A 6,000-nucleotide genomic window follows, 5' to 3' on the forward strand; every position below is an offset into this window, starting at 1 on the left:
ACCCGCCGGAACGGGGCCGGCGGTTCAGCGAGCGCGGAGGCGTTCTCCCCGGTCGGCATGCGCCGGGGGACCGGCGGCCTGGACGGGGTGTGGCCCCTGCCGCACGAGCTGGAAGCTGAGGGCGCTCGCCAGGTGGTACTCGACCGAGTAGGAGACCGGCTGCTCGGCGGAGTCGTAGTCCACCTGCCTGATCACCAGGCACAGCTCATCGCTCGGGACCCCTAGGGCGGGGGCCTGCTCGGCGCCGACGTGCGCGGGCTCGAGCGTCGCGATGCCGAAGGTCACGTCGATGCCGCAGACCGTCGACAGGAACTGATAGAGCGACGGCCCCAGGGTCGGGGTCTGCTCCGGGAGGAGGGACGCCGGGAAGTAGTCGTGAGAGACCGTGACGGGCACGCCGTCCGCGGTGCGGACGCGGTAGAGGTGGACGACGGCCGTGCCGACCTCCACGGCGAGGCGATCGGCGATCTCCTCGTCAGCCTCCACCTGCCGCCAGGACATCTCAGCGACCCCTGGCGTGTGCCCGGTCGACCGGATGACCTGCTCGGCGCCCATGTTGAGGTGCAGGCTGCTCACGAGTGGCCGGACGGAGTTGACGTACGTGCCCGAGCCGTGGCGCCGGTTGACGATCCCGTCGTTCTCCAGCTGCGCGAGGGCGGCTCGGACGGTGACCCTGCTGACGCCCAGCTCCTTGGCCAACGTCGGCTCAGAGGGCAGTCGGTCGCCCGCCGCCCATTCCCCCTGCGACAGGCGTCGTTCGAGTGACCGGACCACCTTCGCGGTCACGGTGGAGCGACGGCGGTGCTCCGTGGGGAGTCGCCCACCCGGCTGGTCGTCGGGACGGGCCTGATCCAGCACGGCTTCGAGGCTACCCGACAGGACAACCGACGAGACGGTGCAGACAACTCGGGTCGCTGCTGCACCGGGGGCGCCGAGGGTGGGCATCCTGCTGGAGCTGAGTCCGGGCCGGACGGGATCGGTGCCGGCGACGGCGGGTCGTGGCGTGTCCACGGGGCCCTCGCGTGCGGCGCTGGGAGGCCGGGGCGCCCGCGCGTGTGGCGGTCACCGCTGAGTCCGGGCGTCGAGCCCCCGCAGTCGGGGGAGACCGTTCCGGCGAGCCGGGCCGCAGTCGACGGGAGTGCTCAGGCCTGCGCGGAGCTGAGTCGTCGGTAGTAGCCGGCGGTGGATGCCGGTGCGGGCTGGATGCCTCTGATCCGGTCGGCGATCTTCTCGGCCATCATCATGACCGGGGCGTTGAGGTTGCCGGTGATGACCCTGGGCATGATGGAGGCGTCGACGACGCGCAGTCCGGTGACCGCGTTGACCCGTCCCTGGCTGTCGACGACGGCGTCGTCGTCGGCACCCATCCGGCAGGTGCTGGACGGGTGGTAGGAGGTGCCGGTCGCGGTACGGATCCAGGCCTCGATCTCCGCGTCGGTCTGCACGTCGGGTCCGGGGTTGAGCTCGGCCCGGCAGTACTTGGCGAGGCTGGGCTGGGCCACCAGCTCCCGGGACTGGCGGACGGCGCGGACCATGTCGGCGAGGTCCTCGCGGCAGCTGTAGGTGTTGAAGACCGTCAGCGGTGCGTCGTCGGGGTCGGCGGAGCGGAGCCGGACCGAGCCGCGGCTGTGCGGACGGGACAGGTCGACCCAGAACTGGAAGCCGGGGACCGGCACGAGGCGGCCGTTGCGCAGTTGCCGGGTCAGGGGCAGGAACTCGTACTGCAGGTTGGGGAAGTCGACGTCGTCACGGCCGCGGAGGAACGCTCCGGCCTCGAAGAAGTTCGTGGTGCCCAGCCCCTGGCGGCGCAGCAGCCACTCGGCGCCGAGTCGCGCCCGCCCGAGCAGGTCGATCTGCGACGTGAGGGAGTCGGCGTCGTCGGTGGCGAACTGGATGTCGACGCCGGGGTGGTTCTGCAGGTTCTGCCCGACCTGGCGGGCCTCGGCGATCAGCCCGATGCCGTGCCGGGCCAGCTCGTCGGGATCCCCCACGCCCGACAGCATGAGCAGCCGGGGCGAGTTGATGGCGCCGGCGGAGACGATGACCTCGCGCGCGCACCGGATCCGGCGGGGTGCGCCGCGCCGTGCGGCAACCTCGATGCCGACGGCCGCGCCGTTCTCGAACAGCACGCGGCGGACCGTGGCCCGCTTCAGCACGTGCAGGTTGGACCGGCCGGCGGCCGGGCGCAGGTAGGCGCGGGAGGAGCTGGAGCGCACGCCGTTGGCGATGAACGACTGCGCGATGTGCAGGCCCTCCTGGCGGTAGCCGTTGTGGTCGGCGGTCACTTCGTGACCGGCCTCCACCCCGGCGTGCAGGAACGCCTCGTAGAGCTTGTGCTCGGCCCGGGCGCGGGTGATCAGCAGCGGCCCGTCCCCGCCGCGCCAGTCGTCGGGCCCGTCCTCGAAGGTCTCCATCTTGCGGAAGTAGGGCAGGCAGCGGGCGAAGTCCCAGTCCGGAAGGCCGTCGGCGGCCCAGCCGTCGTAGTCCATCGGATTGCCACGGTTGAAGATCATCGCGTTGATCGACGACGATCCGCCGATGACCTTGCCGGCCTTCTCGTCGATGACCTTGCCGCCGAGCTCGGGCTCGGGACCGGACTGGTGGCCCCACTGGATGTACTTGTTCTGGTAGACGAAGGGGAGCGCGCCGGGCATGGCGATGATCGGCAACCGGTCGGTTCCGCCGGCCTCGACGAGCAGCACCTCGACGTCGGGGTCCTCACTGAGCCGGGCCGCCACGATGCAGCCGGCGGTGCCGGCGCCGACCACGATGTAGTCGTAACGCGTGTCCATGCGATGACTCCCTGTCTTGATCGGAGACCACCGACGCATCTGGATGGGCGTGATGGCTCATCGCGAGGACGCTAGGGCGACGACGGGCTCCGACGCTGCACCGAGGCTTCGCAAAACGGTCCGACCCGTTACGACAACTGTCGAAGCCGGTCCCCGGTCCCCGTTCCGGCGACGATCAGGGCTGGGCCCGGTAGGCGACGAGCCAGAGGGCGAGCTGCAGGTGCGTGCGGGCCAGGCCGTCCTGCATGTCGACGCCGGTCAGCTCCTTGATGCGTTCGAGGCGGTAGTAGATCGTCGTGCGGTGCACGTGGAGCTCGTGCGCCGCGGTGGTCACGTCCCCTCCGACGTCGACCAGCAGGCGGGCGGTCGTGAGCAGGTCGTTCCGCGGCTGCGCGGCGAGGATCGCCGCCCCCGGGTGCAGGGCTTCCACGGTCAGGTCCTCCGGGGCGTCGACGATCAGCCGCCAGGCACCCAGCCCGTCCCACGTCGGCGGGTCCGGGCGAGCTCCGGCGAGGGCGGCGCGGCGGGTCGCCGCCGCCCGGCGCACCGCCTCCCTGAGCGCGATGAGCGGGAGGGGAGCGCCGCTGGTCGCAGCGCGGGGGCCGCGGCTGACCACGTGCAGCGACATGTCGTCGGGCAGCGTCCAGCCACCCGGTCGCGCAGGCGCCTCGATCTGGACGAGCGCATCGTGCGGGATCTGCTGGAGACGGGCCAACTCCCGGACCGCCTCCTCGTCCGGGCCCTCCAGCAGGCGAGCCACCAGCTCGTCCCGGACGAAGCGGATGCTCTCGGCGGACTGACGAGTCTTCGCGAGCACGGCCGCCGCGAGCTCGGCGCAGTCGATGGCCGGCCCGAGGTCCTCCTCGGCCAGCGACTCGTCCCGATCCAGGATCCACATCAGCCCGAGGAACCGGCCTTCGTGACGCAGGGGCACGCACCAGCGCGACCACATCTCGACCTCCGGCATGGCCGGGGTCCTGACGGGCGAGGTGGCGCGGTCGAGCTTGAACCTCTTCACGATCGCGGCCGCGCCCGGATCCACCCTGCGATGCAGGATGGTCCGCAGCCGGGTCGGGTCGACGGGGCCGCGCGTACACCACCACACGGGGTGCTGGTCGACGTCTTCGACGAGGACGGAACGGCCGAGCAGCGCGTTGAGCCGATCGACGGCCGCCTGCACTTCTGCCTCGGTCGACATGGCACTCCTTCTCCCCGCGTGGCTCCGGGGCCGCCGCAGATCTTCCTACAACTGTCGCAGGAAGCGGTCGTCGTTCCGCTTCCGAGCCGATGTGCCGGGATGTGACCCGCTCCTACGGTCGAGAGGCGCCGACCCGCCCGCTCCCGGAGGACAGCCGACATGACGACGCCCGCACGCCACGCCGGCCCGCCCGCGCCCCGGGGTTCCGCGCCGGTGGGGTCCCCCGAGCACGACCGTCTCGCCGCGGCACTGGCAGAGATCAGGACGGCGGGCTACGACGTGCCGAACGTCATCGCCGGCCGGGAGGTGCGCACGGGACGGACGTATCCGATCGTCGTACCGCACCAGCACCGGGTCCACCTGGGCCAGGTGCACGCCGCCGGCGCGGAGCTGGTCGAGCTGGCCATCTCGGCGGCCACCGGCACGTGGCGGAGCTGGTCGCAGCAGTCCTGGGAGTCCCGCGCGGAGCCGTTCCGGCGGGCCGCCGACATGCTCGAGTTCGGGCCCTGGCGGGACCGGCTCGTGGCCGCGTGCATGCTCGAGCTCTCGAAGACGAGCGACCAGGCAGACGGGGATGCGGCCGCGGAGACCGTCGACTTCATCCGGGCCAACCTGGCGAACGCGGTCGACGTCACGGCCGTCCAGCCGACGTCCCCGCACGGCGTGACGAACATCGTCGACTACCGCCCCCTGGAGGGATTCGTCTTCGCGGTCACCCCCTTCAACTTCGTGTCGATGAACAACCTGGCGCTGGCTCCCGCGCTGCTCGGCAACACCGTCGTGTGGAAGCCCGCGGAGAGTGCCTCGCTCGCCGCCCACCTCACCCTGGAGCTCATGCGGGAGGCGGGCCTGCCGGACGGCGTGATCAACCTCGTGCACGGCGACGGGCCGGAGATCGGCGACGTGGCCCTGGTCCACCGGGACCTCGCAGCGGTCGCGTTCACCGGCTCGACCGGCACCTTCCAGCACATCTGGCGCACCGTCGGCGCGAACGTGGGCGGGTACCGCAACTACCCGCGGGTCGTCGGTGAGACCGGCGGCAAGGGATTCGTGCTCGCGCACCCCTCGGCCGACCTCGACGCGCTCGCGACTGCGTGCGTGCGGGGGGCCTTCGAGTACCAGGGGCAGAAGTGTGCCGCCGCGACCCGGCTGTACGTCCCCCGCAGCCTGTGGCCGGCGGTACGGGATCGGCTTGTCGACCTCACCCGAGGCCTCGTCGTCGGCGACCCGACCGAGCCGCAGACGCACGTCGGTGCGGTGATCAACGCCCGGCAGTTCGAGAAGCACCAGCGCGCGCTGGCTCAGGCCAGGGACGAGGACGTCGTCCTCGTCGGGGGGACCACCGACGACGCCACCGGGTGGTTCGTCGAGCCGACCGTCCTCGAGGTCTCCCACCCGGACTCGACGTTCATGACCGAGGAGCTCTTCGCGCCGGTCCTCACGACCTACGTCTACGACGACTCCGACTGGGAGGAGACGCTGCGGCTGGTCGACGAGTCGACGCCGTACGGGCTCACCGGCGCCGTCTTCGCCACTGACGAGCGTGCGCTCACCCAGGCCGACGAGGTCCTGCGCTACACCGCCGGCAACTACTACGTGAACGACAAGCCCAGTGGGGCCGCGGTGGGCCAGCAACCCTTCGGGGGTTCGCGCGCGTCGGGCACCAACGACAAGGCCGGGACCGTGTGGAACCTGATCCGGTTCGTGAGCCCGCGCGCGGTCAAGCGCAACCACCGACCACCACGGCACCCCGGGTCCCCGCAGTTGGCAGGCCCCCGGCCGACCGACGAGCTCGAGGGCGCCTGAGCCACTACGTCACCGCCGGCTCCGGTCCGGCCCGGACAGCCATGGAGCGGCAGCTCGTCCTTCGACCCCCTGAAGCACGGAAAGGCAGTCATCAGCGTGAACATCGTGGTTCTTGTCAAGCAGGTGCCCGACTCCGGGAGCGAGCGGAACCTGGACCCTCAGGACAACACCGTCGCCCGGGGGAGTGCGGACAACGTCGTCAAC

General features: G+C 71.6%; 4 protein-coding genes. 1 reads left to right on the top strand and 3 read right to left on the bottom strand.

The window, feature by feature from the left end; genetic code table 11:
• Positions 1-24 precede the first annotated feature (24 nt).
• The 3 genes from MY520_RS24840 to MY520_RS24850 form a co-directional block, all read right to left on the bottom strand.
• The gene (locus tag MY520_RS24840; protein WP_436695368.1) at positions 25-858 is read right to left on the bottom strand and encodes a GntR family transcriptional regulator; all 834 of its coding nucleotides are present in this window, start codon (positions 856-858) and stop codon (positions 25-27) included.
• Positions 859-1,142: 284 nt separating this feature from the next.
• Positions 1,143-2,792, bottom strand: a complete 1,650-nt coding sequence (locus MY520_RS24845) for a choline dehydrogenase (RefSeq protein ID WP_436695369.1) — start codon at positions 2,790-2,792, stop codon at positions 1,143-1,145.
• A gap of 175 nt (positions 2,793-2,967) precedes the next feature.
• Positions 2,968-3,990, bottom strand: coding sequence for a helix-turn-helix domain-containing protein (locus MY520_RS24850; RefSeq protein WP_436695370.1), 1,023 nt, complete (start codon positions 3,988-3,990; stop codon positions 2,968-2,970).
• A gap of 159 nt (positions 3,991-4,149) precedes the next feature.
• Between MY520_RS24850 and pruA the strand changes: the two genes are divergently transcribed.
• On the top strand, positions 4,150-5,796 hold the full coding sequence (gene pruA, locus MY520_RS24855) for an L-glutamate gamma-semialdehyde dehydrogenase (protein WP_436695371.1): 1,647 nt from the start codon (positions 4,150-4,152) through the stop codon (positions 5,794-5,796).
• Positions 5,797-6,000: the final 204 nt, after the last annotated feature.

Source organism: Geodermatophilus sp. CPCC 205506, assembly GCF_051383635.1.
In the GTDB taxonomy this organism is placed as follows: Bacteria; Actinomycetota; Actinomycetes; order Mycobacteriales; family Geodermatophilaceae; genus Geodermatophilus.